We start from the raw sequence: 25,951 nt of genomic DNA, 5'->3' as shown, positions 1-25,951 counted from the left end.
CTCACTGCTCCACAGCAATGGTCACATCGCCCGTGTCAGGCAGCGCCGTCGGGGCCTCGTCGGTGTACCAGGAGTACTCCAGAGCCGACAGACTCCCATCGCTTACCCATAGCAGCAGTTCGCCGACCAACTCTCCGGAGGAGTCCTTCACAGCGCCAGTAGCGGGGATCACACCGTTGGGGACCTCCGCAGGCGGAAAAGGCTCAACCACTTTGAGGTCCACGCTGGGGGAATCACTCCCCCAGCGACCGACGACACGCGCTTGAGGAACCTGCTGCCTCAATTGCTCAGCACCGGGAAATCGCGCTGACAGGAGCTTGTTCAGTAGATCGCTTTCAGCGGCTTGTAGACACCTGGGCGGGTGCTCGACTGTCGTCACCTTTCGCCAAAAGGCCAGTTCACTCGGGATCGACTCGTGTGAGATGCCCCCTGTGCGACCCGGTCGCCACCATGTCTTTCACGGCGTTGAACATCTCACGAGCGCCCGGATTCCGAACCATAACCAAATCCGAGCAGACGAAGTACCCTCCGCTCAAGAACTCCCCGGTACGTGACCACCTGTCCAGAATTCTGCCGACTTCGGCATAGGTAAGGAAAGTGGCCGCCCACTTTTCACCATTGGGCAACTCGACCCACCCATCGGCGTTTTCCACCGTCTCGGGAGAGTCCCCACCAAGCTCGATCTCGACTTTGAGACCGCTCTCGCTGATTTCATACATGTCAGTGACCGTAGAGTTTCATGAGGCGATTGATGACCTGTTGCTCGTTTTTCTTGTCCGACTTACCGAGGATCTCTATTCCGTCGGACGTCTCCTGGAAGAATACACGACCACCATTACTACCCCGTAGGTATCGTATATTCGACCCCGGTAGAGTCTTGCTACCGATTCCCGGATTGTCGTTGCCTTCTCGATACTTGGCCACGAGGTCGTCCAGGTCGTGCTGAACCCTCTCGTCCTTCCCTGCCTTCTGGGCGGCCCGGACGAGGAGTGGGTCATCGTGAATCCTCGACGTGACCTTGACGCACTTGAGGCCATGCGGGTCGGCCCACCCCATCGGATTGACCACAAAGGCGTGGTGGTTGGGGGCAGGGTCCAGGCCCAGAGGGTCGGGGGTGGTGTAGCGCGCCGTTTCGGGGTCGTAGTGGCGGAAGTAGTTGTAGTACAGGCCCGTTTCAGGGTCGGCGTATTGGCCGGGGAAGCGGAGGGGGCAGTCAACGGCCTCCGGGCTTACCGGGGAGGGGAAGTCCGTGCCCCAGAGGGTGGTGCGGTGTTGCCAGGCCAGGTCACCGGCCGCGGTGACCAACTCCGTTGGGGTGCCGACCAGGTCGGTGATGATGGCGTGGAAGCGGGGTGCGGTGTCGTCATCGGCGCCGGTGAATTTCTCTATGAGGGATTCGCCGGGCTCACGCACCAGTGACATGTGGTCGGTTTGGGTCAGGGGGCGATGGGTGTCCGGGGCGTAGTCCCAGGTGGTGTGGTTGCCCTCTGGTGTGGATTGCTCGGCCAGGCGGGTGTCTTCCCATGCGAAGGTCACCGATTCCGCCACCGTGCCGTCCTCGGCCAAGCGCTGTTTGGATATGCGGCGGCCGAGGGGGTCGTATGTGTAGTGCCAGTGGTCGCCGTCCGGGGTTGTCGCGTCCGTCAGGCGGTCCTCGGCGTTCCAGGTGTAGGTCCAGGTGCGGGTCTGGCCGTTGAGGAGCTTGCGGGTGCGGCGGATCAGGCGGCCCTGGGCATCGTGTTCGTACGTCGTGCGGCCCGCTCGGTGGATCAACGTGCCGGTGAACTCGCGGTCGCCGGGGGACGCGTGGGCAGGGGCCGTGGCCTGCGTCAGGTTGCCCGCCGTGTCGTAGGCGTACGTCTCGGTCCAGCCGTGCGCGTGGACCGCCGTCACGCGTCCGACCGGGTCCAGGTCGAAACGGCGCGTGCCTGACGTCAGCTCGCGGATCTCGGTGAGGTAGCCGTCCGCGCGGTAGGCGTAGGAGCGGTGTTGGAGAATCCGGTTCGCCTCATTGCCACGGCCCTCGGCGATCGTCTGGGTCGTCAGGCGGTCTGACCTGTCCCAGGTCTGGGTCAGTCTCACCGCCTCGCCGATGCGGCGTTCCATCTCGCGGCCCGCCGCGTCATACGTGAAGGTCAGGGTGCCTGCCGTCCCGGTGCGCAACGCAACGGGGCGGCCCGACTCGTCGTAGGTCCAGACACTCCTCAGGCCCGAGGGCACCGTGCGTTCGGTGCGGCGGCCCACGGCGTCGTACGCGTACGTCGTCGTCAGGCCGTTGACCGTTTCTGACAGGACCCGGCCCACCGCGTCCCGTTCCAGGGTCAGCTCAACGTCCGGATTCGCCGCTCGCGTCAGGGCGCCCTGTGCGTCGTAGGCATACGTCGTCCGCCCGCCCGCCTCGTCGCGCTGTTCCGTCGTGCGGCCCAGCGCGTCCCGGGTGAAGTGCAGCGTCTCGCCCGCGCCGCCTGTGCGGGACAGCAGATCGCCCGCCGCATCGTGGGTGTAGCCGATGGTGCGGCCGTTGAAGTCGGTCTCGGAGGTGAGCCGGCCCGCCGGGTCATAGGTGTAGGTCCAGGTCAGGCCCTGGGGGTTGGTGACCTCGGTCAGGCGCAGCTCGGTGTCGTAGGCGAAGGCGTACCTCGCGCCGTCCGGCTCCGTACGGGTCGCGGGTACGTCGAAGTGGGTGGACGTCTGGCGGGTGGTGTGGCCCGCCGCGTCGGTGTGGGTGAGGAGGTTGCCCTCGCCGTCCCAGGTCCAGCTCTCCCGGGCGCCGTCCGGCTCCTGGCGCCACGCCGGTCTGCCCTCGGTCGTCCAGCCCATACGGGTCGTACGGCCCAGCGGATCCGTCGCCTCCACCACCCGGCCGAAGGGGTCCCGGCAAACGCTCGTGGTGTGCCCCAGCGGGTCCGTTACGGCGATGGGGAGCCCGGCCCGGTCCGGGGTCAGGCGCGTGGTGTTGCCCAGCGCGTCCGTCACCTCGGCCAGGTGGCCCCGCTCGGTGTAGCCGTAAGCCGTGGTCGCCCCCACGGGGTCAGTCGTCGAGAGGAGATTCCCCGTGTCGTCGTACGTATGGCGCCACATCCCGCCGCCCGGCTCGGTGACCTCCACCGGCAGGCACAGGTCGTTGTACATGGCCCGGGCCTCGCTGCCGTCCGGCAGGGTGACGCCGGTCAGGTTGCCGTCCTCGTCGTACCCGTAGCGGGTCGTACGGCCCAGCGGATCCGTCACCGCGACCTTACGGTCGCCACGCGCGTCCCACTCCGTCAGCGTGGTGTGGCCCAGCGGATCGATCTCCTCGACCAACTGCCCATCGGCGTTGTACCGATACGCCGTGCGGTGGCCCAGCGAATCCGTGTAGACCGTCGTCCGCGCCTCGTCGTCGTACTCCAGGCCGCCGTTGAAGACACCGTCACTGCCCTCGGTGCGCACCACCCTCCCGTCCGGCCCGTACACATACCGGAACGACGTGCCGTTACGGTCCGTCCAGGACGTCACCCGCCCCTCACCGTCGTAAGTCAACCGCAGGGGCGTGCCACTGGAGTTGATGACCTCGGTGAGGTTGCCCGCCTCGTCGTACCCGTAGCGCATCACCACCGTGCCACTCGCACGGCGCGTCTCGGGCTCATAGACCGACGGCGGCTCGTCCAGCAGGCGCAGCGCCGTGACCCGCTGGCCCTCGGTATCAATGGCCAGGTAGTAGCCCCCGGAATGGCGCACGGCCAGCGGGGCGCCACTCAGGGCGCGTTCGATGTCGATGCGCGCGCCATTGCGGTCCTGGATGCTCTCCAGGGCCAGATAGACCGCACCCGGCTCCTCCGTGGCGGCGGGACGGACGAACGTCCGCACCACACCCGCCTCCGGATCGGTGACCGTCATGACGCCGTCCGGCTTGCCGTCCCACTCCAGCGGCCACCGCGCACCCTTCGCCGGCAGCGTCGGCACCCCCGGCTCCGGCACCGGATACACCAGCCGCATCCCGTCAGCGGCGGCGAACACCACACCCTCCGCGTCCAGTTGGACCCGCTCGTCCAGCAGACTGGCCCACGTCGGGCCGAACCACACCCCGCCCCGGTACGAGGACACATGGGTGCGCTCGAAGACCAGCGGCAACGAACCGGGCAGCGTCAGATCGGTGTGCTCCATCAGCATCGCGCCGGTCGCGATATCGATCGGCTCACCCGTGCACGGGCACTTCTTGGCCGGGCGCGCGGCCGGGCCCTCCTCGATGAGGTTCGGGCGCAGCGAGGGCACCTTCGGCGGCTTGAGCAGGTCCGGGACGCCGGTGAGCTTCGGCATCACACCGGGCTTGAGCACCCCCAGCCCGGCGCCGAAAATACCTCCGTCGATCATGCCGTCCCTGGCCGCCTGGTTGACCTCGTCCAGGCTGAAACCCTGCTGCTGCCCCAGAGCGATCTTCACCGGCTGCGCCACCGCCGCATCGATCGTCACCGACAGCACACTGGTGAAGACCGCGCCGGTCAGCATCTCCGCCGCGATGATGGCGACCGACTCCTCCACGGCGACGCCCAGGCCGGCGGCCATGGCGATGATCTCCGCCGCTACTCCATCGGAGGCGCCCCCAGTGACGATGGTCAGCAGCCCGCCGCCAACGAGTGCGACGGCGTCGATGCTGATCTGCGTCCACAGCTTCTCGATCGCGTCATCGACCGTGTCGGCGAACTTGTCCAGCGCTTTGGCCATGTTCCGGGCGGACTTGGCGAGATTGCTCAGCCAGCCCTCGTCCTTGCCCTTGGCGTAACGCTCCCAGAAGGTCTCAAAGGCGTCGATCGCCTCGCCCTTGTTGTGGTGGATGAGGGTCGTGGCCGCCTTGTCGGTCGCCACCCGCACATCGTCCACGCTGTCGGCGAACGTCCGCCAGGCGTCGGCCGCGTGGCGCAGCGTGCCGGAGTTGGCGTCCGGCCACCACATGCCCAGCTTCATGAGGAGGGCCTTGGCCTTCTCCTCGATCTCGCTCCCGAAACTCACCGATGCCCGCCCGCGCCCGGCCCATGGCCGGAGCCGTGCTTGGCCTTGGTGAACATGCCCTCGATGAGCTTGTCGTTGTCGACATGCCCGTCGGCCATGTCGTTCATCGCCTCGTAGATGCTGGTCAGGCCGAGGACGAGAATGCCGGCCGCCGACTCGATGTGCTTCTGGTTCGGCTTGTACTGCTTGCCGAAGTCCTTCCCCGGCTTGTCGTCCCCCCACGGCTCCCCATAGCCGTCCAGCGTCGAGATCAGCGTGGTCAGCGCCTCACTCAGCTTCACCGCCTGATGGTGGAACGTCGGCGCGACCGACTTGATGTCCGCCACCTTGATGTCCAGGACCTTGCCACCGCCGTGCCCACCGCCGCTGCCCATGCGACGCCTCCCCCGCTGAACTGAGCGTTCGTCGTACAAAGCTTCCAGGCTAGGGCGGCAACCATCACGGACCGTTCAATGTCGCCTCTACAGCGAGTAAAGAGTGCTCGCCTCAGCACGCGCCCCAGCACGCGCCCCGTACCGCGTCCCGAGGACCGTGGCAGGACACCGGCTACGCGCCCGCCTATGACACCGAGCGCGCGGTCGCCGAGTACATCGCCTGGCTGCGTGCAGGCAATGAGCGGTGAGCCGGAGTCCCAATTCAGCGACGGGTGAGGTGGGTGAGGGTGACGCCGTTGGGGAAGGCCGTGCGCTCGGCGACGTCGAAGACGGTGGGGTCGAAGGCACCGTCGAAGGCGGGAATCCCGGCGCCCGCGACGACGGGGTAGTTCTTGATCACCAGTTCGTCGATCTCCGGCAGCAGGGCGCCCGCAAGCTTGCCACCGCCGCACAGCCACACATTCAGCCCCGCGCTGTCCTCCCGCTTGAGCTCGCGTACGAGGGCGAGCGGGTCGCCCGGGACGACGGTGACGGCCGGGTCGGTGTCGGGTTCGAGGGTGCTGGACACCACGTACTGGCGCAGGTGGGCGTATGGGCTGGTGATCCCCGCGTCGAGGGCGGGGCGGTAGGCGCCGAGGCCCATGACGACGGTGTCGAAGTGCAAGTTGGGCGCGTCGGCCAGGCCGACCGCCGCGCGGTAGGCGGTCGGGACGGTCTCGGGAAACAGCGTATTGGTCCAGGTCGAGTAGGCGGCGGACTGCTGTTCGTCGCCGCTGGGGAAGAAGTCGTACTCGCCGCCGGGGCCCGCGATGCGGCCATCGAGCGTGATACCGACGTAGTACACGAGCTTTCGCATCTCTAGTCGCTCCATACGTAGTACTCTGCTTGTAGTGGTTGGAACGTAGTACTACAGGTGGAGTGGTGTCAATGGTGAGACGGAACGACCAGCGGCGCGCCGCCCTCGTGGACGCCGCGATCGAGGTGCTGGCCAGGGAAGGAGCGCGCGGCCTGACCTTCCGCGCGGTGGACGCCGAGGCCGCCGTTCCCGCCGGGACCGCGTCCAACTACTTCGGCAGCCGCGACGACGTACTCACCCAGGCCGGTGCCCGGGTCTATGAGCGGCTCCAGCCCGACGAGGCCACGATCGCCCGCCAGCGGGCGGCCGGTCGCGACCGGGAGACCTACGCGGAGCTGATGCGTGAGCTCGTCAGCCGCGTCGCCGCATTCCGCACCGGCTATCTGGCGCTGCTGGAACTCCGCCTCGAGGCCACCCGCCGGCCCGAACTGCGCAAGGTCCTCACCGAGCGGGTCCGGGCCGACCTCGACGCGAACGTCGCGTACCACGAGGAGTCGGGCCTCCCTGGCGACGCCACGGCCGTCAAGCTGCTCATACTGGCGCTGAACTGGCTGATCGTCGAGCAGCTCACCCTGCCGGACGTCTTCACGGAGGCGGAGCGGGATCAGCTGGTGGCGGCCGCGGTGGAGCGCATCGTGGCGGCGGAGTAAGGATCGGACCCGGGCTCACCGCCCGGGCCCGGGCCCCCGCGCGTACCGCTTACGCGGAGTGGGAGTCCTTCTGAGAGTCGTTCTGAGAGTCGTTCTTCAGCTGCTCCTCGTTGGGGATCGCCCCGCCGAAGCGGCGGTCCCGCGAGGCGTACTCCAGGCACGCCCGCCACAGGTCGCGGCGGTCGAAGTCCGGCCACAGCACGTCCTGGTAGACCATCTCGGCGTACGCGCTCTGCCAGATCAGGTAGTTGGACGTCCGCTGCTCGCCCGACGGGCGCAGGAAGAGATCCACATCCGGCATGTCCGGGTAGTAGAGGTACTTCGCGAACGTCTTCTCGTTCACCTTCGACGGATCGAGGCGGCCCGCCCGGACGTCCTCCGCCAGCGCCTTCGCCGCGTCCGCGATCTCCGCACGGCCGCCGTAGTTCATGCAGAAGTACATCGTCATGGCGTCGTTGTCCTTGGTCTGCTCCTGGGCGACCTGGAGCTCCTGCGCCACCGACTTCCACAGCTTCGGCATCCGGCCCGCCCAGCGGATCCGCACGCCCATCTCGTCCATCTCGTCGCGGCGGCGGCGGATGACATCGCGGTTGAAGTTCATCAGGAAGCGCACCTCGTCGGGCGAGCGCTTCCAATTCTCGGTCGAGAAGGCGTAGAGGGAGAGATTCTTGACCCCCATCTCGAGGCAGCCCTTGAGCACGTCCATCACGACGCCCTCGCCGACCTTGTGCCCCTCGGTGCGCGGCAGCCCGCGCTCCTTGGCCCAGCGGCCGTTGCCGTCCATCACGCAGGCCACGTGCCGCGGCACCAGTTCGCCGGGGATCTTCGGCGGCCGGGCGCCGGACGGGTGCGGTTCCGGGGTCCGGTACTCGCGCCGCTGTCGGCCCAGAAACCCGCGTCCTGCGATGCCTGCCATGTCTCCCTCAGCCCTTGCTCTCTGTGCTGCTCATGCTGCTGCTTGCAGCTACTTCTCTACGTACCGCAGCGACCGCAGTCCCCGCTCCAGGTGCCAGTGCAAATACGCCGCCACGAGGCCGCTGCCCTCCCGGGCGTGCCGCAGCTCACACGCGTCCGCCGTCTCCCAATCCCCCGTCAGCAGCGCGCCCAGCAGCGTCAGCGACTCCGCCGAGGGTACGACGCTTCCGGGCACCCGGCACTCTCCGCAGATGACCCCGCCCGCGCCGACCGAGAAGAACCGGTTCGGACCGGGTATCCCGCACTTGGCGCAGTCGTCGAAACTCGGTGCGTAGCCGTTGACGGCGAGGGAGCGCAGCAGAAACGCGTCCAGGACGAGATGCGGCTCATGATCCCCGGCGGCGAGGGTGCGCAGCGCGCCGACGAGCAGCAGATACTGCTGTACGGCGGGCTCGCCCTCGTGGTCGGTGAACCGCTCGGCCGTCTCCAGCATGGCCGTACCGGCGGTGTAGCGGGCGTAGTCGGTGACGATCGAGCCACCGTACGGAGCGATCGTCTCGCTCTGCGTACACAGCGGCAGCCCGCGGCCGATCAGCTCGCCACCACCGCGCGAGAAGAACTGCACGTCAACGTGGCTGAACGGTTCGAGCCGCGCGCCGAACTTCGACTTCGTACGCCGCACGCCCCGCGCCACGGCGCGGACGCGGCCGTTGTTGCGGGTGAGCAGGGTGATGATCCGGTCCGCCTCGCCCAGCTTCTGGGTGCGCAGCACGATGCCGTCGTCGCGGAACAGACTCATGGCGCCCATTGTCCCCTAGCGGGACAGCTGATCGAACCGCCCGGCCCGGACGGCCCGGACCAGCGCCCGGAGGGCGGCGGGGGTGGTGGCGATCACGGTCTGCGGTTCGTCGCTCTCGCGCAGGAGGACGGTGTCCGGGGTTCGGGTCAGCTCGACACAGTTGTTGGCCGCGTCACCTGAGTACGAGGACTTCCGCCAGTGATGCGTGTCCACCTCCCTCAACCAGCCATGTGGTCAAACCCGCCGGTCTTGATCCTCGCGACAAGCCCTCGGAGAGCAGCTGGGGTGGTTGTGATCACGACGCAGGGATCATCGCTCTCGCGCAGGAGGATCGCGGCGTCGGGGGCGTGGGCCAGCTCCACGCAAGCGTTACCCTCGGCGTCGGCCGAGTACGAGGACTTCTGCCACTGTATGTCGGACATCTCCATGCCTTCACAGTTGATGGGCGATCCCGTTAACGAAGTCACGGGTCTCGTCGGGAGACAGGGCCATCGCCTCGGTCCGGTCGAGAACTCTCCTGTAGTTGGCCAGGTATGTTTCCGCGTCCAGGAGGGCGCTGCCGTTCGGCGAGTCGAGTTGCACCGTATCCAACTGCGGCACCGGCCCCGTGACGTACGTCGTGGAAGTCCCCGCATTCGGAAATCCGCCAGCGGAGAAAGGGACCACCCGTACGGTCACGTTGTCCCGCTCCGATGCCTCCACAACGTACTCCAGTTGCCGCAGCGCCACCTTGGTACCGCCGAACTGGAGTCTCAACGCGGCCTCGTGGATAAGGAAGGTGCACTGCGGTGGATCTTCGCGGTCCAGCACATCCCGGCGCCTCAGGCGGTGGGACAGCCTGCAACGCAATTGCGCTGGCGTCGGCTCCGGCTCAGCCGTGGAGAACACGGCCCGTGCGTAGTCCTCCGTCTGCAACAGCCCAGGAATGTGCATGATCTGCACCAGGCGCAGGCCCGCAGCATGGTGTTCCAGCTCGGCGAGGTCCAGGGCACTGGCGGAGAGCTTCCCACGGTATTCCTCCCACCAGCCTTTGACGCGTTCCGTCGCCATGACCGCAAGGGCATCGACGTACGCCTGATCGCCGCATGAGTAGATCTCGGCGAGCGCCCTTACACGTTCGTCACTTACCCCGAACCGACCGGCCTCCGTGTTGCTGATCCGGGTCCGGTCCACTCCCAGTTGCTGGGCGGCCTGCGCCACGTTCATCCCGGCGTGCTCACGCAACTTGCGCAGCTCCGCGCCGAGACGTCGCTGCCGCGCAGTCGGGGCCGTCCTCGGCATGCGCCCTCCCCTTTGCTCCCGAACACAGTGTTGCGTGAGACGTTCCCACACATCAAAGCAGAGCACCAATTCCATCGAGTGATAGCACGAGTGCTCATCCATGCCTTATGGTCCTGGTAGCGCAGCGCATCGAACCAATCACGCACCGCGTTGGGAGCACCGCCATGCCCGAAGTCTCCGAAACCGCCAAAGCCGCCGAACCCCCGTACGCCTACCGCCTCAGCGCCCCCAACTCCCCCAAGAGCCCCAGGGTCTGCCGCGACGCCATCGCCGCCCTTCTCCAGGCCAACGACCTGCACGACCTCGCGGACACGGCGAAACTCCTGGTCTCCGAGGCCGTGACGAACGTCAATCAGCACACCAACACCCAGCTGATCCACATCGACACCCTGGTCCGCGACCGCATCGCGACGATCGCCGTACGCGACGGCTCCCCGGAACGCCACCCGTACCCCCGCGACGCGGCGCCCGACGAGGAGGGCGGACGCGGGCTGTTCCTGATGCGGGAGCTGGCCTACGCATGGGGCGTCACCTGGGAGAACGGGCTGCGCCCCACCGGCAAGCACATCTGGTTCGAGCTGCGCGAACCCCTCACCGAGTGATCAAGAGCTGGCCAAGTCCTCGCCACGGGAGGCGGAGAGGTCGGCCAGGAACTTGCGGCGCAGGGCGGGGACCCTGCTGGTCGCGGCGAAGTAGCTGCGGGCGGCGAAGAGCGCGAGGCGGCCGATGACGGGCCGGAAGAGCGGGTCGTCGCCGCTGGTGCCATTGCTGGTGAGGGATTCGGCGACGCGCGCGAAGCCGTAGGGGATCATCTCGGCCTCGTAGTCGCCGATCGCGGCCAGCAGTTCCTTGCGTCCGCCCGCGACGGCGGTCAGCTCGCGGCACAGCAGTGTGGCGTCGCGCAGCGCGGTGTTGGCGCCGACGCCCCGGCCGGGGGTCATGGTGTGGATGGCGTCGCCGAGCAGGGTGATGTTGGTCGTCGGCCAGGGGTCGACGGGAGCCGAGGTCGCTATCTTCAGCGGGAATGCGGCCTCCGGGTCCGACAGTTCGAAGATCCGGCGCAGGTTGGGGTGCCAGTTGGCCGCCGCTTCCAGGGCGGTTGCGATGAGCTGCCGTCCGCGCCGCCGGGTCGTGTCCTCGGGGAAGTGATCGTGCGAGCTCCAGATGGAGAGGTTGATGTAGTCGCGGTCGGTGTCGAACTCCAGCCCCGGGCAACTGCCCTGCGCGTCCCGCTTGAACGTCATGACGTGCAGCATGCCGATCATGCCCTTCGTTCCGAAGATCAAGGAGAGGCCATTGAGCGCCTCGTCCGGCAACAGCGCGCGGGTCTCGGGCGTGAGCGCGGTCTTGGTGGCGATGGCGGTGACGCCGGCGTCCTTGATCTCGGCGTGGGGCAGGAACTGCCGGCGCACGGCCGAGCGGGTTCCGTCGGCGGCGATCAGGACGTCGCCGGTCGCGGTGGTGCCGTCGCTGAAGTGGGCGGAGATCGTGCCGTCGGGGTGCTGCTCGTAGCGGGTGAACTCCTTGCCGTAGTGCACGACGTCGTCCATGCCGGTGAAGAGCACCTGGCGCAGGGTCGCGCGGGACACGGAGCGCTCGCTGCCGACCGCGTCGCGCGCCGGGGGCAGCGGGAACGTGGCGGTGGTGCGCAGGGACTGGGTGAGCACGTTGAAGTGGCGAGGCTCCCGGGCGGAGGTGGCGACGAAGGTGTCAAAGAGCTCGGGCGGCAGGCACTCGTGCAACGCCCGGCTGCCGGTGGGGTCGATGCCGACCCGATAGCCGTAGAGACCGTCGCGACGGGAACCGTAGCGCTCGTACACGGCCACCGAGACACCGGCCTTCTTCAGGCCGTGGGCCAGGCACATCCCGCCGGTGCCGCCGCCGATGATCAAGACATGCATGAGGATCACTTTCCTTGGGAGTCATGTATCTTGAATAGCAAGACATATTCATCTTGAACATCAAGAGACTCGACTGTCAAGCCATCTGGTCGGCAAGGAGGTACTCCGATTGGCGGACGAAAAGGCACAGGTGCTCGCTGAGCTGGGCAAAGTCATTCAGGGCTACCAGGCCGCGGTCGATGACTCCGATCGCGAGACCGCCCGGCTCCTCGATGTGAACGAAACCGACCTGCGGTGCCTGGAACTGCTGATCGACGCTGAGGAACTTTCTCCGCGTGAACTCAGCAGACAGCTGGGGCTGACAACCGGCAGCGTGACCGCCATGCTCGACCGACTGGAGAAGCTCGACCTGCTCACCCGCACCCCCCACCCCGTCGACCGCCGCAAGAGCGTGGTCAAGGTGACACCGGAGGGGAGCCGGCGCTGCTACGAGCTCATTGCCCCGCTCATCGAGGACGGTGAGCGGGAACTCGGCGCGAAATACAGCGCGGAGCAGTTGGAACTGGTCATGGATTTCCTACGGTCCACCACCGCGCTCCAGACCCGACACACCGAACGCCTGCGCGCCCTGCCCACCCCGACGGCGGAACGCCGAGGCCGCGCCGGGCCCGGCAGCAACCGCGCCGCCGGACCTGGTGCTTGAGTGCGCTCAGCGCTCGTGTGCGGATGAAAGGGCGGCAAACACCGCGCCGGACCCGGAGGACGTCGGCACGCTCATGGTCCGGGCGAGGGCTCCGGAGGGATGCGGCGGGTGTCGGTTCGCGAGGCCAGTGAAGCCAGTGCGGTGGGCCGGACCGCGTCGGTGGCGGTTGAGCCGAGGAGCAGGTCGGTCAGGTGGTGGGGCCGGGCCTGCTCGTCGGTGGGGGTCGCCGCGGTGATGCGGTCCAGGCGGAAGCCTCGGCCGGCGCGGCGGGTGCGGCACCAGGCGATGAGGTACCAGCGGCCTTCGGCGGTGAGCAGTCCGGCCGGTTCCACAATGCGGTCGGTTTCGCGTCCGGCCGCGTCGGTGTAGGACAGCCGCAGCGCCACGTTGTGGGTGAGGGCCTGTTCCACGGCGGTGCGGATCTCGGAGTCGGTCGGGGTCGGCCGCGTGACGATCCGTGCGGCGAGTTCCCGGGCCGCCGTCGAGGCGGGGCCGGTCATCGAGGCCGCGATCTTCTGGGCCGCGGTGCGGGCCGCGCCCGCGTAGGGGGTGGCGACGCCGACAGCGGCGAGCGCGGCGGTCAGCGCGGAGGCTTCTTCGGCGGTGAAGTGGATCGGGGGCAGGGTCATCTCCGGGGAGATGGCCCAGCCCCCGCCCCGCCCGGGTGTGGTGCGCACCGGGACGCCGGTCTCCATCAGCGTCTGGAGGTCGCGCTGCACCGTGCGGGTGCTGATCTCGAATCGCGCGGCGAGCGCCGCGACCGTCAGTGGCCGCGGCGCGGCCGCGCGCAACTCCTCCACCAGCGCGTACAGCCGGGCGGTGCGGTTCATGGAGCCGACGCTACCGTCACGCGGTGGCCAGGAAGTCCCGCTCACGCCGCAGTTCCCGCTCGGTGATGGTGAGGGGGAACAGGGTGAAGCCGTGCATCGCACCGGCGATGACGTCGAGCCGTACGGGCGCGCCCGCCGACTGCCAACGCTGGGTCAGGAACAGGGAGTCGTCCAGCAGCGGGTCCTCGGTGCCGACGACGATGCGGGCGGGTGGCAGACCTGCCAGGTCCGCGAACAGCGGGGAGACCTCGGGGTCCCGGCGCTGCTCCGCCCCCATCCCCGGCGTGAACAGCTCATACGCGCCCCGGAGCGAATCGGTGTTGCTCAGCAGCGGTCGGGGGCCGAACAGCCGCAGGCTCGGCGTCATCGAAAGGTCGTAGGGGCCGTAGAGCAGGTGCGCCGCCCGGAACGCGCCGGTGATGCCGTGCCGGTCGCGAAGGCGCAGCAGCGTCATGACGCTGAGGTGGGCACCGGCCGATTCACCGCCGATCAGCAGCCGTTCCGTACCGAACTCGGCCGCGGCGTGCTCCACCAGCCACCGGGCGACCGCTTCGCAGTCGTCGGGCCCGGCGGGGAACGGGTGTTCCGGCGCCAGGCGGTACTCCACGCTCACCACCGCCAGCCGGGCCTCCACGGCAAGCCGCCAGAGCCTTTCATCCTGCCCGTCCGCGGAGCCGAACGCCCAGCTGCCACCGTGGATGTGCAGGTGCACGCCGTCGACACGGTCCGGCACGAACGTCCGCACTCTCACCCCGCCCGCGACGACGCGGTCCTGGCCGTGCTCCAGTCGCACCGGTGGGGTGTCGGCGCCGAGCCGGTTGCGCCGCAGGAGCGCCAGCGTGGCCGCGCTCGGCACCGGCCCACGGGCCGGCCGGCTCGCCATGTCGGCCTCGAACTTCTCGTTGAAGGCCAGGGTTTCGGCGAGGCAGTCCTCATCTGTGATCGTCATGCCGCCGACAGTCGCAGCCGCCCGCGACAACACCCTGTCACCCTTTCTCTGTGATCTACGTCATGGCCCGTGCGATGTCGCCGCCGCGATGTCACAGCCGTGTGCTGGACGCGATCTGGGCCGGTCACAACCCGGCGGAGGGACGGCAGTTGGCCGCTCGGCGGCGTTCTCCATTGCGCACACTGGTGGTGCGGGGCAGGTCAGCGACGAGTTGGGGGATGCATCATGGCGGCCGGTTGCCGGGACTGTGAGACGTGTACGAGGTCGTGGCTGGGGCGGCTGTTCCAGAACCTGGCGGTGGGGCTGATGCATGTGGTGACGATCGGCATCAGCTACCTGGTCAAGAAGGGGTTCAGGCGGCACTGCCCGCAGTGCGGGCACCTGCTGTCCAGGCACGCGCGCAGGGCGGACGGTTCGTTCCGGGACTAGGGCCCGTCCGGCGGATCGTGCCGGACGGGCCCCTGGTCCCCGGCGGCTTCCCCGCTCCGCTTGCCGGATCGACATCGAAGACGCGGAACCAGCGGCAGGCCGAGCGAGGCGCACCCGCGCAGGAACCGGAACAAATCGTCCCGCGAGGCCATGGCTGACGGTCACCAGTCGGCTGCGGCTCCGGCGGATGTCCGGCTCGCGGCCGGGAGGCTGCCCGCGGGGCGGCGCAGGTGCCAGACGTCGGCCGGGGGCAGGTTGGCCCAGACCGTGCTGCGGCCGGTGGCGTAGCGGCGGCGGTAGTCGGCCAGCACCGCTTCGGCGGCCCGGTGCCGCCGCGCCTGGTTTCGGGAGGGCAGCAGGCTGCGGGCCTGCCGGGTGCCGCGGTAGGCGAAGTAGGCCAGGAGGCCGCCTGGGCGCAGCAGCTCCAGATACCGGCCCATGATCGCCTCGATCTGGTGGGGATCGAAGTTGGCGAAGGGCAGGGCCGAGATGATCGCGTCGTAACGGCGGCGTACGTCGAGTTCCTCGATGTACGCCTCGTGCACGCGTATCCGCTCGGACCGTCCGGCCAGGTGCGGGTGGGTGCGGACGAGGTCGCGCAGCCGGCCGGTGAAGCGGGGGTTGGCCTCGACGATGTCCAAGCGGCTGCCCGCCGGCAACTGGTGGATCAGGGAACGGGTGACCGACCCGGTACCGGCACCGGCCTCCAGGACGCTCAGCGGCCGCCCCGCCTGTGAGCGCACCGGTTCGGTCAGCGCGTGGGCCAGCGCCCTGCCGCTGGGGGCGAGGGCCCCGGTGGTGCGCATGTCGCGGGCTGCCTCGAGGAGGAACATCCAGCCTCCGGCGGCGCGCTGTCCGAGGACGTGGTCATGCGGGGTGGTCGAGTCATCCGTGGCGTGCATGGGCGCACGCTACATACCGGCTCCACGTGGGCGGATCCCTCGGCGTGTGACGGTGCCCACCTGCGCGATGCGGGAGGCGACGCGGGGCGGGCGGCGCGTTACGCCCCGGCGGCCGACCTGGGCGCGTTTCGGATGAGTTGGCGGCATGGGACGACGAGGCGGCGCGTACGGGCGCCCCGGAGCGGTGACGCTGATCACATCCACCACCCGGGACGACGGTTCGGCCGAGGGTTACTCCTACCTCACCGTACGCACGCGGCGGCGCCGATGGCACAGCCCCGTGCCGGGCCCGGACTGGTCCGGTCACAACCCGGGCATGCCAGGCACGCGCGCAGGGCGGACGGTTCGTTCCGGGACCAGGGCCTGTCCGGCGGATCGTGCCGGACAGGCCCTGGTCCCGAGGAGGGCTCAGCGCTTGAGCATGAAGGTGAAGTCGCCGGTGAGCTTGGTGCTCAGCCGGACCGCCGAAACGAGCTTCCCCTCCGTGATCAGTCTGTCGACCTCGGCCCGCGAAAGACCGCAACCTTCGGCGATCAGCCGCGCCGGCCGGACGGGAATCCGCGCCGCGAAGCGGACCGAGACATCGATGACCTCTCGGTCCAGGTGATCCGATCCGCCGGTGTCGAGACGCCAGGCGTTGTCCCAGTCGAGGGCTATGCGATTACGGCGCCGCACGACCGGATCCTGGAGCAACTCGGCTGTCAGGCCAAGGTCGTTGTCATGCAGCCGGTCGAGCAGCTCAGGCCGTACGGAGCGCACATTCATCCGCTCGAAGACCGTGAGCTTCGCCGTTGCCCCGCACCCGGTACAGAGCACGAGGAGCCAGGCGTCGATGAGCTTGTGGTTCGCGTTGACGCGGAATTTGCCGCTCGCCCGGAAGCGTTCGGACGCGCACGCGTGACAGCGGCGGAGAACGGTCGGCAGGCAGGTGGGCATGACCACCCAGTTACAGAGCACAGAAGTACACCGGTTTCAGTGAGAAATCCGCAGCAAAAAAGAGCGCGGCGCATAGGCGCGACGCGCGACAAATCAGCGCTTGGGAGGTCTCACACGGTGTACAACGGCATGTCCTTGCCTGGACGACTTGGGTCGGCAGCAAGGTAATGGCGCGGAGCGGTGCCGCTCCACTGGTTTTTGTCGAAGCCGGTCAGCGAAGCCGGTCAGAGGGGCTGGAGCCGACGGCGCAGGAGGCAGAACTCGTTGCCTTCGGGGTCGGCCAGGACGTGCCAGTTCTCGGTGCCGGTCTGACCGACGTCGGCGGGCTTGGCGCCGAGCGCGAGCAGCCGCTCCAACTCGGCTTCCTGGTCGCGGTCGGTGGCGTTGACGTCGATGTGCAGTCGGAGCTTCTCGGGCCGGGGGTCGCTGCTGGGGCTGAGAATGAGGGTGGGCTGCAGGCCGCCGAAGCCGGCGTCGGGCGGCCCGATCTCGATGCTTCCGTCGTCCTCCCGGTCGAGTTCGACATAGCCGAGGACCTCGCTCCAGAACGCGGCGAGCCGCTCGGGGTCGGCGCAGTCGAGGACCAGCTCACTGATGCGGCATGCCATGCCCGTCAGTCTACGGAGAGAACCCGAAAAGCGCGGCGGTGGAGCCACCGGAAGGTGGCTCCACCGCCGCGGCCGGGCAGGCATTTACTCATGGGCGTTTACTCGTGGGCGCTGATCACACCGCCGGTGCTGAGCACGATGTACACGCCGTTGGCGTCGAGCCCGGCGTCGTGTCCGTTCGCCTCCATCGTGCCCATGACGTCACCGTGGCCGATGATCTCCGCACGGTAGTGGCCCTCGCCGACCTTCGTGACCTTGGCGGTCCAACCGCCCGCGAGCTTGAAGGTGCCCGGCCCCTGGTGTTCGCCGCCCATCCAGGACTGGACCTCGCCGCCCGCCGTGAGCACGACATACATGCCGTTGCCGTCGAGCCCGGCGTCGCGCCCGTTCGCCTCGAACGTGGCCAGGACGTCACTGCCGTCGACGATCTTAAGGCGGTAGTGCTGGTCGCCGAGCTTGTAGATCTTGGCGGTGCTGCCGTCCACCAGGGTCTCGGTGCGATCCGGGGATGCCGCCACGTCCGCGGCGCCCGCCTCGGTGTCGGCCTTGGCGTCGGAGCCCTTCGCTCCGTTGCCATCGGAACCCTTTGCTCCGGTGGAGGAGTCCGCGCTGCTGGACCCGGCGGAGGCCGCGGGCTTCGAGGCGTTGGCGTCCGAGTCGTTGCAGGCGGTCAGGGTCAGGCCGGCGACCGCGATCAGGGCCGCGGCGGCGACGCGCAGGGTGCGGCGACGAACGGTGCGGACAGCGGTGCTGGAGCTCATTTCGGGTCCCCCCAGGGGCAATCGGCGTGGTGGTCTCTTCGGTGCGTCACCCACTCTGGTCAGGCCCCCTACCGCAAGACTGCCGCCCCGCTAACGGCCGGCTAACCCGGGTGTGAGCAGGGGAATACACGCGATACGGTCACGCGACCAGGCGCAGCCAGGCAGACGCGAGTGCGGCGTGACCGGCCGGTGTCGGGTGCACGCCGTCCGTGGCCCAGTGCTCCGGCCCTGTCGTCGCGGCGAGCGCGGCGAACATTTCGTCCGCGGCGAGTAGGTGCGCGCCGTATTCGCGGGCGAGTTCACCACATCCGCCTGCCAACGGGCTTCCAGATCCATCACCTTGTGGCCCCCGATCCCGGTGTTCAGCCAGGTCACGGGCGGGTCCGGATGCCTGAAGCCCCATTCGCCCGCGACCCGCGGCGGGTAGCCGAACCCGAGGCCGTCCTCGCTCTCCAGCCGCTGGCAGTCGGGTGATCGAATCTCCGGTGGGCATCACCGTGGCTCCCGGGCGGAGCGTGATCGCCATAGGTACTCCTCGATATGTGGGTTGGGGTGCGCGGTTGGGCCGGGCGGTCGCGTTTCAGACCCTGGCGGCGGCTTCCGCTTCGGCGGCGTCGTCGGGGGCCGCCGGTTCGGGGAGGCTGGGCAGGAGCAGGCACAGCGGGACGGCGACGGCGGTGAGGGCCACCGACCACCAGAACGCGGTGCCGAAGCCGTCGGCCAGGGCGCCCGGGGTGTGGGCGTCTCCGGTGCTGTGCTGGAGGATGACGGCGAGGACGGCGATGCCCACGGCGCCGCCGAGCTGCTGGGCGACGCGGGTGATGATGCTGGCGTCGGGGATCTCTCCGTGCTCCAGCCCGACGTAGGCGGCGCCCATGGGTGCGATCATGGCGGCGCCCAAAGCGACGCCGCGGACGAACAGCGCGGCCATGAGCAGGGCCTCGCTGGTGTCGGCGGTGACGAAGGCGAACGGCACGGTGGCCGCGGCGACGAAGGCGAATGCCGCGAAGGCGACCCCGCGGGGGCCGATGCGATCGGTGTACGCGCCTGCCAGGCCGCGGGCGAGGAGCGCGCCGACGCCCTGCGGGATGAGCAGCAGTCCGGCGCCGAGGGCGTCCTCGCCGCGGACCTGCTGAAAGTACAGGGGCAGCAGCATCATCGACCCGTACAGGGAGATGCCGCCCAGGAGGAGCAGGGTGGAGGAGGAGGCCACCGCGCGGTGGCGGAACAGCCGCACATTGACCAGGGCGCCGGTGGTGCGGGTCAGCGCCCAGGCCGTGAAGCCCCCGACCAGGACGAGTCCGCCGATCAACGGGATGAGGACCTTGGCGTCGGCGAAGCCCGCGCTGCCCTCGACCTGGGAGAGGCCGTAGACGAGGGCGGCGAAGCCCGGGCAGAGCAGGAGCAGGCCGACGGTGTCCAGGCGGACGCGGGGGCGGTCGGGCGCCGGTCGGTCGTCGGGAAGATTGCGCCAGGCGAGCCAGGCGCCGACGACGCAGAAGGGAATGTTGACGAAGAACAGCCAGCGCCAGTCGGCCAGATGCAGGATGAGGCCGCCCAGGACCGGGCCGAGGATCGGGCCGAGTGCGGTGGGCACGGTGATGATGGCCATGACCTTGCCGATGTTGCGGCCCTGGGCGGCCTGCATGAGCAACGTGGCCATGAGCGGCATCATGATGCCGCCCGCGCAGCCCTGGACGACGCGGAAGGCGATGAGGCTGGTCGCGTCCCACGCCAGCGCGCTCAGGATCGAGCCGAGCAGGAACACGCCCAGGGCCGCGATCCACAGATGTCGGCCGCCGAGCCGTGACTGGGCCCATCCGGCGAGTGGGATGGTCACGAACACCGCCAGCAGGTAGCCGGTGCTCACCCACTGGATGGTGGACAGCGGGGCGTCGAGTTCCCGCGCCAGGTCGTTGAGCGCGACGCTGACGATGGTGGTGTCGAAGACGACGGCGAGGGCGCCCACGATGAGGGTGATCGCCATGCGCCACACGGCGGGATCCACACGATCGGGGTCCACACGATCGGGGGCCGCCGCCGTTGATGCGGGGTCGGACCGGTTGGGAGGAGTGCTCACGAACAGCCACCTTAAGATATAGCGATCTATCTTACGGCGGTCAGAGTAAGGCGCTAAAATAAGAAAGGCAAGCCTATCTAAGGGAGGGACGCATGCCCGAGCGACGCCGCGGAGCGGCACTGGAGAAGGCGCTCCTCGATGCGGCCTGGGAAGAACTCACGGAGACCGGCTACGCCAGGTTCACCATGGACGCCGTCGTCAAGCGCGCGGGCACCAGCCCGCCGGTTCTCTATCGCCGCTGGTCCAACCGCGACGACCTCGTCAGGGCGGCCATCGTCCACACCCTGAAGGAGTCCCGCCTGGACGTTCCCGACACGGGAAGCCTGCGGGAGGACATCCTCACCCTCATGCGGGAGATCAACTCCACCCGCGTCCAGTTCATCACCATCATGAGCATGCACCTGGCCGACTACCACCAGGAGACCGGAAACAGCCCCGGTGACCTGCGCGACCCCCTCGTGACGGGACGCGCGGAAGCTCTCGACGCACTCTTCGGCCGCGCCGTCGACCGTGGCGAGATCAAACCGGAACTCCTCACCGAACGCATCAAGTCGCTCCCCTTCGACCTGCTGCGCCATGAAATCCTCACGACCTTCGCCCCCGTGCCGGACGACGCCCTCGAAGAGATCGTGGACACGGTCTTCCTCCCCCTGGTGCGCTGACCCGCCGATGTGCCGGGACCGCTGATGTGCCGGGACCGCTGATGCGCCGACCGCGCCGCCGCACCCTCCCTGGCCGGAGGCGAGGCAGGTCAGCCCTCTTCGGCGACCAGGGTGTAGCGCACGGTCTGGGCCTGGATGAGGCCGTCGCGGAAGACGAAGGTGTCGACTCCGTCCTCCACGCGCGCATGGGCGGTGACGGCCGACCACTCGAGGAAGAGAACGTCATCCGCGAATTGGGGCTTCAACTCCCATGCGGCGTCGGGGAGATCGCCGAGCAGCGCGCCGATGCCCCGCTTCACCCCTTCGCGACCCCGCAGCACACCGGAGGGCGTGACGAAGACCGCGTCCTCCGCGTAGTTGGCGCTGATCCTGTCCAGGTCGCCCGAGCCGAGCGCCTGGCCGTGGTCGTGGAAGATCTGCTCGGGGGTCCGGGTCATGGCTCCAGCCGTTCCGTTCGCGGGTGTGTTTCGCGGTGTGCGAGGTGACTCGACACGATAGTTGCATACGCAGATGATTGCAAGCGCTGGCTATTGCGGGCACAAGCTCCTGTCGAGTTGATCGGCCAGATCGGCCAGGCCCTCGGCGTGCAGATCGAACCGGTCCGAGGGGCTGGGCGGGTCGCCCACGGGGCGGGCGACGTAGGCGGTGCGCAGACCGAGGGCCTGCGCACCACGCAGATCCCAGGCGTGGGCGGCGACCATCAGCAGCCGCTCCGGCGGCCGTCCGGAGACCGTGATGGCCAGTTCGTAGACCGCCGGATCCGGCTTGTAGGTCCGGGCGTCCTCGGCGGACAGGGCCTGGTGCCAGCGCAGACCGGCGTGGGCGTTGAGTTCCAGCAGCGCCGTCCGGCTCGCGTTGGAGAGGCCGATCAGCGGGAACCGCTCGGCGAGCCGGGCCAGTCCGGCCACCGTGTCGGACCACGGCGGGAGCCGGCGGCCGGACAGGGCCAGCGCCGCCACGGCGGCCGGGTCGTCGACTCCGGCGGCGTCGGCGACGAGCCGGGCGGCTTCGTGGTCGAGGAGCTCGGTGGTGACGTAGGGCCGGGCGCCGTCGAGGATGCGGCGCTGCTCGCGGTCGATGTGCCGCTGCCACAGCGACAACAGCCGCTCGATCCCGGACTCGTCGAGCGCCGGGGCGAGTTCACGGATACCGGCGCGGATGCCGGTGGATTCGTCGACGAGGGTGCCGAGCACATCGAAGACGACGGCGTCGATCTCCAGCTCTGACATGGGCGAGGTCTCCTGACGGAGCGGGGAGCGGGGGCGGGGGCCGGCAGTCGGCATCGCGCGTAAGGGTTAAAATTGCGTTTAGCCGAACGTAGCGAGGAGTGCGTCAACGATGCAAGTGGCGTTGGACGATTACGTCTGGGCGGCGGGGATCGCGACCGAGCTGGTCAACACCACCGCCGAGGTCTGGCGCGGCGACGACCGCCTGCCCGACCTGGCCGCCCTCGTCGCGTTCACCGAGCTGCACGGCGACCGGCCCGGAAGCGACGACGCCGCTCGGGGTGCACTGGCCGAACTCGCCCGCCGGGGACGCCCAGCCGACCTCCAGGCGGTACACGCACTGCGGACCACCGTGCGGGACCTGATCGATCACCCCGACCGCGACCACCTCATCGCCGGTGCCACCAGGCTCACCTCGCCCGCCGAGGGCGCCACCCTGATACCGGATCCCGCACACGAGGGCCGCATACGGTGGGCCGTCCCGCTCCGGGACGGGGCGACCATCGCCGACGCCCTCTCACTGATCTGCGGCATGGGCATCCTCGGGGTCGTGCACACCCTCGGCGAGCGGCGGTTCCGCCCGTGCACCGCACCCACCTGCCGGGGAGCGTTCATCGACACCACCCGGCCCGGCAGCCGCCGCTACTGCATGCCCGGACTGTGCGGTAACCGCGTCAACGTCGCCAACCACCGCGCCCGCCAAGGAACCGCGCGGCCGTCGGCAATTCCGCCCCCCTATTAGAAGGTGACGAAAACCGGCCACATGCTCATCATGCGGCACCTCGAAGCCCTGGCGGGACCACAGGTTCCGTTATCAGAACGCGCTGAGAGATCGGGTCCGGAGCCGAGGTTTTTCATTCTTCTGAACGGCCAGAACAGTGTTGCGAATAACACATATTCACCCCTTGTAGTGCATCCGAACCCCACAGAAAAACACTATCCTCGGTCCAGTCGTTGACTGGGCGGAGGCCGGAACAGCGACGCTGCCCGCACATCCGTGGGTCAACGACGAAGTAAGCGGGCGTGGTTCTCCACGTCTGGTGAGGGCCGCCGCCCCTGCTCCAACTGCCAGGAAGGGAGGGGCGGCGGTTTCCGGCCAACACCGTCATTGCTCACCGCTCGCACACACCGTCCGCACATGATTTGCATTCGCGATCATCTCGTCGCATCCGCCATGGATAGGCCGCTCGGGCAATCACTTAGCCGGGCAGCAGGCAGCCGCCAATTTGAGTGACAATTAGCTGACACCGGAGAGCCAAAAACTCCTGCTGAGCGTCGCCGCACCCCATGCCGGACATGACGCATTCGCGAAGACACGCCGAATATGCGAGCCAAGCGGCCCTTGGGGTACTTCATCCCCACCTGGAATGTGGCGTTGGCCATACCGAACGCGGGGCCAACTGGCGCGTTAAGTGCATTTACATGCGCTCCCTATCGCAAAGTTGCGAAATACCCGCCGGTAAGTATGGCCGCTATGGTCGGCGATGAGAGCTATGCGGATCAATGTCCCTGAACCGGAGGGGGATTGTAGTGTCACCCTCCGACAGCTGGCGGCTGACGCTTTGTCAGTGGTTAGTGCGGGTTTAGTTGCGTCGAGCGACGTGGCTGCGTTAACTACACGACACCTGTCCGCGGGCAGGCGTACGTTCCGACGTGGTGTTCCCCCCTTCCTGGCAGTTGGAGCCGGACACCCCGTCAGCCCCTCACCAGACGGCCCCGGCACATGACCGAGGGCCACGAAGTCCAAGGAGAATCTGTATGGCCGAACGCAAGCGCCGGCGACACCTCGAGGTCAACCTCGACGAGCACGTGACCTTCTCCGTCCGCATCTCCCCCAAAGCGCTGCGGTGGGCCTGGGCCGTGTGCATCACGGTGGGCAGCACCGCTTGGTACACGCTGACGCACTAGGTGTGTTGTCCCAGCACAACTAGGCCCTCGGCTCCGGGGCTCCAGCGTCCCTCGTGGGCCGTCCTGGAGTCCCCGGAGCGCCTCCGAACCGCGACGCGCGACCGTCCCACCCGCTTCGAGTCGGCCGCCTGGCCGTTACGGGGCGCTCTCCGTTCCCGGCGGGCCGGGTACGGTCGCGCTGATCATGCCGGTCAGCCGGTGCAGTTGCGCCGCGAGCGTGCGGCGCTCCTGCGGGGTGAACTGCGACAGCGCCTCGTACTGGCGCGCCCGTAGCTCCGTCCGCATCGCCGCCAGGCGTTCGGCGCCTTCTTCGGTGAGACGGACGAGTACCTGACGCTCGTCCTGCGGAGAGCGGCGCCGAGTGATCACGCCCTTGGCCTCCAACTGCTGGAGCATACGGGTCGCCGTGTCCACGCTGACCTCGGCGGCGGCCGCGAGACGGCCGACCGGCAGGCCGTCCCCCTCGGCGTCCTGCGCCAGGGGGTCGAGCAGGGCCAGTTGCGCCATGGACAGGCCGACCGCCGACGAACATGCGCGTGATCCTCTCCCACGGCGGCGGCTTCCTGCCCTACGCCGCGTACCGCTTCTCCGGTCTGACCTCCACCGTCGTCGACCGCGAGCGCGAGGCCGAGGACATCCTGCGGGACCTGAAGCGGTTCTACTTCGACACCGCCCTGTCCGCGAGCCCCAGCGCGCTGCCCGCCCTGCTGTCCTTCGCCGAGCCCGGTCACGTCCTCTACGGCAGCGACTGGCCGTTCGCGCCCCAGGACGCCGGCACCTACTACAACCACTTCCTGGAGAACTACCCCGACTACGCCCCCGGCCAGGCCGAGGCGATCGACCGCGGCAGCGCCGAGGCGCCCTTCCCGCGCCTCGCCCGCTGACCGGCCGGCGCCCTCCCGCCACCGGAGAGACGCAGGTCACATTCGGCCCTGTCACATCTCTCCGAGCCGTTCCGTCAGGGAGGTGTAACCACGGCAACCGCATAGGAGAGCCCATCATGGACGCTCGCTTGAACCTCTTCGGCAACCCGCTCCTCGGCACGTTCCTGAAGCACCTCAACTCCGCGGGCAAGGTGATCGGCGACTCGGCGCTGCCGGCCGCGACGCAGGAGCTGGTGAAGATCCGCGCCAGCCAGATCAATGGGTGCGGTTTCTGCACCGACATGCACACCAAGGACGCCGCGAAGGCCGGGGAGACCTCGACGCGTCTCAACCTGGTCGCGGTCTGGCGGGAGGCCACGGTGTTCACCGACGCCGAGCGCGCCGCCCTGGAGCTGGCGGAGCAGGGCACCCGCATCGCCGACGCGGCCGGTGGTGTCACGGACGAGGCGTGGGCGAACGCCGCCAAGCACTACGACGAGGAGCAGCTCGCCGCTCTGGTGTCCATCATCGCCATCATCAACACCTACAACCGGCTGAACGTCATCGTCCAGCAGCCCGCCGGCGACTACCAGCCCGGCCAGTTCGGCTGAGGCCCGGCGTCCTCCTGCGAGGCGCTGGCGGGAATCCGTGGAGGGTCGGCAGAAACGCTGATGGTTGATGCCGTGACCGGTGTCCAGCCTGCCGAAAAAGCGTGATTCCCACGCGTTCGGCAGGCACACCACGGAGGCTCGAGTTGGCAGGCGAAACGACGCAGGAGAACGGCCGGGGGACGGACGCCGCACGTCCGATGGAAGTCGGCATGGTGCTGTACGGGGGTCACACCATGCTCGACTTCGTCGGTCCGCACCTGGCCTTCGCGAGTGCGGGCATGCGGGTCCACCTGGTGTCGGACTCACTGGACCCAGTGGTGTCCGACACCGGACTGGCCGTCCTGCCGACCGGCGCGCGTTCTCGGCGAGGACGCCGCGAAACTCTCCCAGCTGGCCATGGAGTACGACCCGCAGCCGCCCTTCGACGCCGGTTCCCCCGAAGGCGCCGGACCCGAAGTGGTCGCCCGCTTCGCCCAGTTCGCGGAGGCCACCTTCGGCGAACGCATCGACGAGAGCATCGCCCGCACCGTCTCGCAGGTACTGGAGCGGCGCGCGGCGCTGAGCGACGCGTGACGGTCACTCACCTCGATGTGCGCCTCTTCGCCACCGACCGGCGGCGCGCCCCGCGCGACCTGGGCGCGGTGGTGGCCGCCGTGCTCGCCGGCCCCGGGCGGTGGATCGGGCGGTCGGCCGGACTCCCCGCGCCGTCCCTTGTACCCGCGATACCCGCACGCGTCCGCCTCGCCCAACGGCCGCTTCGGATCAATCGATACGCGGGGCG

31 protein-coding genes and 2 pseudogenes are annotated in these 25,951 nt (G+C 68.8%); 11 read left to right on the top strand and 22 right to left on the bottom strand.

Going from position 1 to position 25,951, the window contains the following annotated elements; translation table 11 throughout:
- Position 1: 1 nt before the first annotated feature.
- The 5 genes from GWI24_RS07185 to GWI24_RS07165 all read right to left on the bottom strand — a co-directional run bounded on the left by GWI24_RS07185 (position 2) and on the right by GWI24_RS07165 (position 6,216).
- Complete coding sequence (locus GWI24_RS07185) at positions 2–223, bottom strand: hypothetical protein (protein WP_210945056.1); 222 nt, start codon at positions 221–223, stop codon at positions 2–4.
- Positions 224–398: 175 nt separating this feature from the next.
- Positions 399–719 carry a hypothetical protein gene (locus tag GWI24_RS07180; RefSeq protein ID WP_210945055.1) on the bottom strand — a complete coding sequence of 107 codons (321 nt, stop codon included), beginning with the start codon at positions 717–719 and terminating at the stop codon, positions 399–401.
- Between the two features lies 1 nt (position 720).
- Positions 721–4,986, bottom strand: coding sequence for a DUF6531 domain-containing protein (locus GWI24_RS07175; protein WP_308343532.1), 4,266 nt, complete (start codon positions 4,984–4,986; stop codon positions 721–723).
- A complete protein-coding gene (locus tag GWI24_RS07170) occupies positions 4,983–5,360 on the bottom strand; it encodes a hypothetical protein (protein ID WP_210945054.1) in 378 nt (125 codons plus the stop codon). Before GWI24_RS07170 ends, GWI24_RS07175 begins: the two co-directional genes overlap by 4 nt.
- Before the next feature lie 262 nt (positions 5,361–5,622).
- Complete coding sequence (locus GWI24_RS07165; RefSeq protein WP_210945053.1) at positions 5,623–6,216, bottom strand: dihydrofolate reductase family protein; 594 nt, start codon at positions 6,214–6,216, stop codon at positions 5,623–5,625.
- A gap of 71 nt (positions 6,217–6,287) precedes the next feature.
- On the opposite strand from GWI24_RS07165, the gene GWI24_RS07160 reads away from it, so the two are divergent.
- Positions 6,288–6,866: a TetR/AcrR family transcriptional regulator gene (locus tag GWI24_RS07160; RefSeq protein ID WP_210945052.1), complete on the top strand. Its 579-nt coding sequence runs from the start codon at positions 6,288–6,290 to the stop codon at positions 6,864–6,866.
- 49 nt (positions 6,867–6,915) lie between these two features.
- Here GWI24_RS07160 and GWI24_RS07155 read toward each other — a convergent pair whose 3' ends face one another.
- From GWI24_RS07155 to GWI24_RS07135, 5 genes are read right to left on the bottom strand one after another with little or no spacing between them, the layout of a single operon-like run.
- Entirely contained in the window at positions 6,916–7,773 is an 858-nt protein-coding gene (locus tag GWI24_RS07155) for an isoprenyl transferase (protein WP_210945072.1), read from the bottom strand.
- A gap of 57 nt (positions 7,774–7,830) precedes the next feature.
- Positions 7,831–8,580, bottom strand: coding sequence for a DNA repair protein RecO (gene recO / locus GWI24_RS07150; protein WP_210945051.1), 750 nt, complete (start codon positions 8,578–8,580; stop codon positions 7,831–7,833).
- Positions 8,581–8,595: 15 nt separating this feature from the next.
- Positions 8,596–8,793, bottom strand: coding sequence for a DUF397 domain-containing protein (locus tag GWI24_RS07145; protein WP_210945050.1), 198 nt, complete (start codon positions 8,791–8,793; stop codon positions 8,596–8,598).
- A gap of 5 nt (positions 8,794–8,798) precedes the next feature.
- Positions 8,799–9,008 (bottom strand): DUF397 domain-containing protein, encoded by a 210-nt coding sequence (locus tag GWI24_RS07140; RefSeq protein ID WP_374103278.1) that lies wholly within the window; start codon positions 9,006–9,008, stop codon positions 8,799–8,801.
- Between the two features lie 4 nt (positions 9,009–9,012).
- Positions 9,013–9,861: a Scr1 family TA system antitoxin-like transcriptional regulator gene (locus GWI24_RS07135; RefSeq protein ID WP_210945049.1), complete on the bottom strand. Its 849-nt coding sequence runs from the start codon at positions 9,859–9,861 to the stop codon at positions 9,013–9,015.
- A 164-nt stretch (positions 9,862–10,025) separates the two neighbouring features.
- Between GWI24_RS07135 and GWI24_RS07130 the strand changes: the two genes are divergently transcribed.
- Entirely contained in the window at positions 10,026–10,463 is a 438-nt protein-coding gene (locus GWI24_RS07130) for an ATP-binding protein (RefSeq protein WP_210945048.1), read from the top strand.
- On the opposite strand, the gene GWI24_RS07125 is transcribed toward GWI24_RS07130, so the two are convergent.
- The gene (locus GWI24_RS07125; protein ID WP_210945047.1) at positions 10,464–11,762 is read right to left on the bottom strand and encodes an NAD(P)/FAD-dependent oxidoreductase; all 1,299 of its coding nucleotides are present in this window, start codon (positions 11,760–11,762) and stop codon (positions 10,464–10,466) included.
- Positions 11,763–11,871: 109 nt separating this feature from the next.
- Between GWI24_RS07125 and GWI24_RS07120 the strand changes: the two genes are divergently transcribed.
- On the top strand, positions 11,872–12,405 hold the full coding sequence (locus GWI24_RS07120) for a MarR family winged helix-turn-helix transcriptional regulator (RefSeq protein WP_210945046.1): 534 nt from the start codon (positions 11,872–11,874) through the stop codon (positions 12,403–12,405).
- 71 nt (positions 12,406–12,476) lie between these two features.
- Here the strand turns inward: GWI24_RS07120 and GWI24_RS07115 are convergent, their stop codons facing one another.
- Both GWI24_RS07115 and GWI24_RS07110 read right to left on the bottom strand, forming a co-directional pair.
- Positions 12,477–13,235, bottom strand: coding sequence for a YafY family protein (locus GWI24_RS07115; protein WP_210945045.1), 759 nt, complete (start codon positions 13,233–13,235; stop codon positions 12,477–12,479).
- Between the two features lie 16 nt (positions 13,236–13,251).
- Positions 13,252–14,184, bottom strand: coding sequence for an alpha/beta hydrolase (locus GWI24_RS07110; RefSeq protein WP_210945044.1), 933 nt, complete (start codon positions 14,182–14,184; stop codon positions 13,252–13,254).
- A 225-nt stretch (positions 14,185–14,409) separates the two neighbouring features.
- On the opposite strand from GWI24_RS07110, the gene GWI24_RS07105 reads away from it, so the two are divergent.
- Entirely contained in the window at positions 14,410–14,613 is a 204-nt protein-coding gene (locus tag GWI24_RS07105) for a hypothetical protein (RefSeq protein ID WP_210945043.1), read from the top strand.
- Between the two features lie 161 nt (positions 14,614–14,774).
- Here the strand turns inward: GWI24_RS07105 and GWI24_RS07100 are convergent, their stop codons facing one another.
- The 6 genes from GWI24_RS07100 to GWI24_RS07075 all read right to left on the bottom strand — a co-directional run bounded on the left by GWI24_RS07100 (position 14,775) and on the right by GWI24_RS07075 (position 19,807).
- Positions 14,775–15,515 carry a class I SAM-dependent methyltransferase gene (locus GWI24_RS07100; protein ID WP_210945042.1) on the bottom strand — a complete coding sequence of 247 codons (741 nt, stop codon included), beginning with the start codon at positions 15,513–15,515 and terminating at the stop codon, positions 14,775–14,777.
- A gap of 408 nt (positions 15,516–15,923) precedes the next feature.
- Positions 15,924–16,472 (bottom strand): DUF1062 domain-containing protein, encoded by a 549-nt coding sequence (locus GWI24_RS07095; protein WP_210945041.1) that lies wholly within the window; start codon positions 16,470–16,472, stop codon positions 15,924–15,926.
- 203 nt (positions 16,473–16,675) lie between these two features.
- Positions 16,676–17,059 carry a VOC family protein gene (locus GWI24_RS07090; protein WP_210945040.1) on the bottom strand — a complete coding sequence of 128 codons (384 nt, stop codon included), beginning with the start codon at positions 17,057–17,059 and terminating at the stop codon, positions 16,676–16,678.
- Positions 17,060–17,157: 98 nt separating this feature from the next.
- A complete protein-coding gene (locus GWI24_RS07085) occupies positions 17,158–17,820 on the bottom strand; it encodes a hypothetical protein (RefSeq protein ID WP_210945039.1) in 663 nt (220 codons plus the stop codon).
- Between the two features lie 139 nt (positions 17,821–17,959).
- Entirely contained in the window at positions 17,960–18,139 is a 180-nt protein-coding gene (locus GWI24_RS44935) for a hypothetical protein (RefSeq protein ID WP_247616002.1), read from the bottom strand.
- 261 nt (positions 18,140–18,400) lie between these two features.
- Positions 18,401–19,807, bottom strand: a complete 1,407-nt coding sequence (locus GWI24_RS07075; RefSeq protein WP_210945070.1) for an MDR family MFS transporter — start codon at positions 19,805–19,807, stop codon at positions 18,401–18,403.
- Positions 19,808–19,992: 185 nt separating this feature from the next.
- Here GWI24_RS07075 and GWI24_RS07070 point away from each other — a divergent pair, with 185 nt between their 5' ends.
- Positions 19,993–20,562: a TetR/AcrR family transcriptional regulator gene (locus tag GWI24_RS07070; RefSeq protein WP_210945038.1), complete on the top strand. Its 570-nt coding sequence runs from the start codon at positions 19,993–19,995 to the stop codon at positions 20,560–20,562.
- An 89-nt stretch (positions 20,563–20,651) separates the two neighbouring features.
- Here GWI24_RS07070 and GWI24_RS07065 read toward each other — a convergent pair whose 3' ends face one another.
- Entirely contained in the window at positions 20,652–20,999 is a 348-nt protein-coding gene (locus GWI24_RS07065) for a nuclear transport factor 2 family protein (RefSeq protein ID WP_210945037.1), read from the bottom strand.
- A 90-nt stretch (positions 21,000–21,089) separates the two neighbouring features.
- Positions 21,090–21,791, bottom strand: coding sequence for a haloacid dehalogenase type II (locus GWI24_RS07060; protein WP_210945036.1), 702 nt, complete (start codon positions 21,789–21,791; stop codon positions 21,090–21,092).
- Positions 21,792–21,900: 109 nt separating this feature from the next.
- Here GWI24_RS07060 and GWI24_RS07055 point away from each other — a divergent pair, with 109 nt between their 5' ends.
- Both GWI24_RS07055 and GWI24_RS07050 read left to right on the top strand, forming a co-directional pair.
- The gene (locus GWI24_RS07055) at positions 21,901–22,530 is read left to right on the top strand and encodes a CGNR zinc finger domain-containing protein (protein ID WP_210945035.1); all 630 of its coding nucleotides are present in this window, start codon (positions 21,901–21,903) and stop codon (positions 22,528–22,530) included.
- 1,016 nt (positions 22,531–23,546) lie between these two features.
- A complete protein-coding gene (locus tag GWI24_RS07050; RefSeq protein ID WP_020871413.1) occupies positions 23,547–23,696 on the top strand; it encodes a hypothetical protein in 150 nt (49 codons plus the stop codon).
- Between the two features lie 135 nt (positions 23,697–23,831).
- On the opposite strand, the pseudogene GWI24_RS07045 reads toward GWI24_RS07050, so the two are convergent.
- Positions 23,832–24,251: pseudogene (locus GWI24_RS07045) on the bottom strand (MarR family winged helix-turn-helix transcriptional regulator); the annotation flags it as partial.
- Here GWI24_RS07045 and GWI24_RS07040 point away from each other — a divergent pair.
- The 4 genes and pseudogenes from GWI24_RS07040 to GWI24_RS07025 form a co-directional block, all read left to right on the top strand.
- Complete coding sequence (locus GWI24_RS07040) at positions 24,227–24,580, top strand: amidohydrolase family protein (RefSeq protein ID WP_247616001.1); 354 nt, start codon at positions 24,227–24,229, stop codon at positions 24,578–24,580. The pseudogene GWI24_RS07045 and the gene GWI24_RS07040 overlap by 25 nt on opposite strands.
- A 116-nt stretch (positions 24,581–24,696) precedes the next feature.
- Complete coding sequence (locus tag GWI24_RS07035) at positions 24,697–25,170, top strand: carboxymuconolactone decarboxylase family protein (RefSeq protein ID WP_210945034.1); 474 nt, start codon at positions 24,697–24,699, stop codon at positions 25,168–25,170.
- Between the two features lie 396 nt (positions 25,171–25,566).
- The gene (locus GWI24_RS07030; RefSeq protein WP_210945033.1) at positions 25,567–25,743 is read left to right on the top strand and encodes a hypothetical protein; all 177 of its coding nucleotides are present in this window, start codon (positions 25,567–25,569) and stop codon (positions 25,741–25,743) included.
- Positions 25,740–25,951 (top strand): annotated as a pseudogene (locus GWI24_RS07025) (hypothetical protein); the annotation flags it as partial. The gene GWI24_RS07030 and the pseudogene GWI24_RS07025, both read left to right, overlap by 4 nt.

This window comes from Streptomyces sp. MK37H (genome assembly GCF_018035285.1).
Taxonomy (GTDB): Bacteria; Actinomycetota; Actinomycetes; order Streptomycetales; family Streptomycetaceae; genus Streptomyces; species Streptomyces endocoffeicus.
The sequence above is the reverse complement of the archived record's forward strand: the minus strand, read 5'-3'. Positions and strand labels throughout refer to the sequence as shown.

What these genes read in the sequence shown, in the direction of transcription:
- GWI24_RS07180 (WP_210945055.1), bottom strand. Translation starts at nt 719, where the DNA reads ATGTATGAAATCAGCGAGAGCGGTCTCAAAGTCGAGATCGAGCTTGGT.
- GWI24_RS07170 (WP_210945054.1), bottom strand. Translation starts at nt 5,360, where the DNA reads ATGGGCAGCGGCGGTGGGCACGGCGGTGGCAAGGTCCTGGACATCAAG.
- GWI24_RS07165 (WP_210945053.1), bottom strand. Translation starts at nt 6,216, where the DNA reads ATGCGAAAGCTCGTGTACTACGTCGGTATCACGCTCGATGGCCGCATC.
- GWI24_RS07160 (WP_210945052.1), top strand. Translation starts at nt 6,288, where the DNA reads ATGGTGAGACGGAACGACCAGCGGCGCGCCGCCCTCGTGGACGCCGCG.
- recO (WP_210945051.1), bottom strand. Translation starts at nt 8,580, where the DNA reads ATGAGTCTGTTCCGCGACGACGGCATCGTGCTGCGCACCCAGAAGCTG.
- GWI24_RS07140 (WP_374103278.1), bottom strand. Translation starts at nt 9,008, where the DNA reads ATGGAGATGTCCGACATACAGTGGCAGAAGTCCTCGTACTCGGCCGAC.
- GWI24_RS07135 (WP_210945049.1), bottom strand. Translation starts at nt 9,861, where the DNA reads ATGCCGAGGACGGCCCCGACTGCGCGGCAGCGACGTCTCGGCGCGGAG.
- GWI24_RS07130 (WP_210945048.1), top strand. Translation starts at nt 10,026, where the DNA reads ATGCCCGAAGTCTCCGAAACCGCCAAAGCCGCCGAACCCCCGTACGCC.
- GWI24_RS07125 (WP_210945047.1), bottom strand. Translation starts at nt 11,762, where the DNA reads ATGCATGTCTTGATCATCGGCGGCGGCACCGGCGGGATGTGCCTGGCC.
- GWI24_RS07115 (WP_210945045.1), bottom strand. Translation starts at nt 13,235, where the DNA reads ATGAACCGCACCGCCCGGCTGTACGCGCTGGTGGAGGAGTTGCGCGCG.
- GWI24_RS07110 (WP_210945044.1), bottom strand. Translation starts at nt 14,184, where the DNA reads ATGACGATCACAGATGAGGACTGCCTCGCCGAAACCCTGGCCTTCAAC.
- GWI24_RS07105 (WP_210945043.1), top strand. Translation starts at nt 14,410, where the DNA reads ATGGCGGCCGGTTGCCGGGACTGTGAGACGTGTACGAGGTCGTGGCTG.
- GWI24_RS07100 (WP_210945042.1), bottom strand. Translation starts at nt 15,515, where the DNA reads ATGCACGCCACGGATGACTCGACCACCCCGCATGACCACGTCCTCGGA.
- GWI24_RS07090 (WP_210945040.1), bottom strand. Translation starts at nt 17,059, where the DNA reads ATGGCATGCCGCATCAGTGAGCTGGTCCTCGACTGCGCCGACCCCGAG.
- GWI24_RS07085 (WP_210945039.1), bottom strand. Translation starts at nt 17,820, where the DNA reads ATGAGCTCCAGCACCGCTGTCCGCACCGTTCGTCGCCGCACCCTGCGC.
- GWI24_RS07075 (WP_210945070.1), bottom strand. Translation starts at nt 19,807, where the DNA reads ATGGCGATCACCCTCATCGTGGGCGCCCTCGCCGTCGTCTTCGACACC.
- GWI24_RS07070 (WP_210945038.1), top strand. Translation starts at nt 19,993, where the DNA reads ATGCCCGAGCGACGCCGCGGAGCGGCACTGGAGAAGGCGCTCCTCGAT.
- GWI24_RS07065 (WP_210945037.1), bottom strand. Translation starts at nt 20,999, where the DNA reads ATGACCCGGACCCCCGAGCAGATCTTCCACGACCACGGCCAGGCGCTC.
- GWI24_RS07060 (WP_210945036.1), bottom strand. Translation starts at nt 21,791, where the DNA reads ATGTCAGAGCTGGAGATCGACGCCGTCGTCTTCGATGTGCTCGGCACC.
- GWI24_RS07055 (WP_210945035.1), top strand. Translation starts at nt 21,901, where the DNA reads ATGCAAGTGGCGTTGGACGATTACGTCTGGGCGGCGGGGATCGCGACC.
- GWI24_RS07050 (WP_020871413.1), top strand. Translation starts at nt 23,547, where the DNA reads ATGGCCGAACGCAAGCGCCGGCGACACCTCGAGGTCAACCTCGACGAG.
- GWI24_RS07040 (WP_247616001.1), top strand. Translation starts at nt 24,227, where the DNA reads ATGCGCGTGATCCTCTCCCACGGCGGCGGCTTCCTGCCCTACGCCGCG.
- GWI24_RS07035 (WP_210945034.1), top strand. Translation starts at nt 24,697, where the DNA reads ATGGACGCTCGCTTGAACCTCTTCGGCAACCCGCTCCTCGGCACGTTC.
- GWI24_RS07030 (WP_210945033.1), top strand. Translation starts at nt 25,567, where the DNA reads ATGGAGTACGACCCGCAGCCGCCCTTCGACGCCGGTTCCCCCGAAGGC.